The sequence below is a fragment of the Kitasatospora sp. NPDC058243 genome (assembly GCF_042882025.1).
Lineage (GTDB): Bacteria > Actinomycetota > Actinomycetes > Streptomycetales > Streptomycetaceae > Kitasatospora.
Genome location: NZ_JBHVWW010000026.1, coordinates 78,528 through 80,629, shown reverse-complemented (window position 1 = coordinate 80,629; position 2,102 = coordinate 78,528). Strand labels below are relative to the sequence as shown.

The 2,102-nt window shown below is 70.9% G+C and carries 2 protein-coding genes; one reads left to right on the top strand and one right to left on the bottom strand.

Going from position 1 to position 2,102, the window contains the following annotated elements; genetic code table 11:
• Positions 1 to 97: 97 nt before the first annotated feature.
• Positions 98 to 1,294: a hypothetical protein gene (locus tag ACFVX9_RS19115; RefSeq protein ID WP_387982624.1), complete on the bottom strand. Its 1,197-nt coding sequence runs from the start codon at positions 1,292 to 1,294 to the stop codon at positions 98 to 100.
• A 360-nt stretch (positions 1,295 to 1,654) separates the two neighbouring features.
• Here ACFVX9_RS19115 and ACFVX9_RS19110 point away from each other — a divergent pair, with 360 nt between their 5' ends.
• Positions 1,655 to 1,981 carry a hypothetical protein gene (locus tag ACFVX9_RS19110; protein WP_063350564.1) on the top strand — a complete coding sequence of 109 codons (327 nt, stop codon included), beginning with the start codon at positions 1,655 to 1,657 and terminating at the stop codon, positions 1,979 to 1,981.
• The last annotated feature ends 121 nt before the right edge of the window (positions 1,982 to 2,102 follow it).

The following is a 2,102-nucleotide window of genomic DNA, read 5'->3' as shown; positions in this document are numbered from 1 at the left end:
TGTGGTTTTGTTTTCGGGGGCCTTCACGGAAAAGAAGACCCCCCCCCCCCCCGCCCAGGCTTTTCGGGGGGCGTGGGGGGGCGGGCCCCCGCGACGGTCAGCGGGTGACGGTCCACTGCTGCTCGGCGGAGCCGTCGCAGGTCCACACCCCGAGCTCCTTGCCGTCCTCGTGGTAGGTCAGGCAGTCCTGGTCGCTGATCCGGATCACGTACCGGTCGCCCGAGACGTTCTTCACCTCCCACTTCTGCTCCGAAGAGCCCTTCCACCCCTTGGTGTTGGCGAAGTAGGTGCCGGTGTTCTCGGTGAGGTCCCGCCCGAGCGCGTTGGTGATCCGGTAGCGGCCGCCGCCCGCGTCGCGGAACGTCCAGGTGCCGCCCGCGTCGCCCGGCTTCCCGGCGACCACCGAGGCGCCCTCGCCGGAGCCGGTGGCGACGGCGCCGAGGTTGTTGACGGTCCGCAGGTGCACGGGCGTGTTGAGCGCGGGCCGGCCGGAGCCGGTGGGGGTGCCGGTGCCGGGCTTGGTGCCGGGCTCGGCCGGATCGCCGGGCTTGCCGGTGTGGGGAGGCTTGGCCGGCGTGGCGGGCACCCCGGGGTCGTACGGCGTGCCGGGGTCCTGCGGCATCGCGGGGACGATCTGGGTGGCCGGCAGCCCGCCCGGCGCGGGAGTGCCCGGGTCCCTCGGTACGCCGGGGAACGGCATCGGGGAGAAGTTCACGACGCCGTCGGTGTGGTTGTAATGCTGGCCGGCGCTGCCCGTGCCCCTCGGGTACGTCCAGGTGTGCTCGCGGGTGGTCCGGTTGAAGAGGCCGTAGAACCCCCAGTTGCCCCAGCCGCCGTCGAAGCCGTTGGCGAAGCTGCCGCCGCCGGAGAAGATCCAGATCCGGTAGGTCTGGTCCTCGCGCGAGGTCTGGTCGTGGTAGTCGATGTCGTACGTGAAGGCGACGTTCTGGAAGCTCTGCTCGTAGTTGTGGACGTACCAGGGGTCTCCGAAGGCGTTGTCGCCCTTGATGTCGAAGACCATGATGTTGTAGCTGCCGCCGGTCGCCTTGATCAGCATGTCGAGCGTGTCCTGGACGAACTCGCCGCGGGCCCGGTTCTTGGCCTCCGAGGTGTGCTGCGCCGCCTGGATGCACCACACCAGGCTGGTCGAGCCGGGAGTCACCGTGTTGGCGGCGTTGCAGTTCTCCTGGGCCGGGTCGTACGAGCCGTCGGCCATCGCGGGCCCCGCCAGACCCAGGACGGCCACGGCACTCATCCCTGCGGCCAGGGCCGACAGCTTCTTCGTCGAACGCACGTGCTCTCCTTGCGAGTTCTGTGATGGGCGGGACAAAATATGGCATTCCGGTCAGCCGATCAGTGCCACTTTGTCTCGATCCATACGCATCCCTTGCGAAGGCCTGACGCCCGCGGTGCGCCGGCCCGAACCCGTGCGGGCGATTCCCCAAGCCCCTTGTGAAGGACGGATGATCGGGCCGCCCGGGTTCAATGGGCCACGTCCGCCCGTCCCGGCTGTCCTGCGCCCAAGGCCGCCGGCGCGCCCTCACCCGGCGCGGAAGAGTGGAGTGCGGCGCGATGGGCGTGCGGATGCGGCGCCGTGGCAACGGATGTGACCGCTCGGCCCCCATCCGAGGGGCCGCTCGACGAGAGGACATCCATGCGCCCCGGACGACTCGCCGGCGCAGGCCTGGCGGCGGTGGCACTGACAGCCACCCTCGCCGGCCCCGCCCAGGCCGACAACCTGCCCGAGACCGTGTCCGCCACCGGCTCCCCGAGCGGCGTCACCGCCATCTGCCCCGAGGGCCTGCACCCGGACAACGACTGGATCATCACCAACGGCGACGGCACCCGGCTCGGCGCGAACCAGCGGTGGCAGTGGAGGGACAGTGACGGAGGCAGGGGCATCATCGTCTGGATCGCCCCCTACCTCGACTCGCCGCCCCCGCCCCCCAGCATCAGGCTGACGATCTCCTGCATCTCCTGAGCGCCCGACGGCGGAGGGGGGGGGGCAAGCGGGGGGGCCCCCCCCCCCCCCAGCTCCCCCCTTTTTTCCGGGGGTTCACGCCCGTCGGGGGGGAGGACCCTTCCAGGTGAGAACAGGGACA

Bases quoted from the DNA above. Each gene is read 5' to 3' on its own strand.
- ACFVX9_RS19110 (WP_063350564.1), top strand. From the start codon at position 1,655: ATGCGCCCCGGACGACTCGCCGGCGCAGGCCTGGCGGCGGTGGCACTG.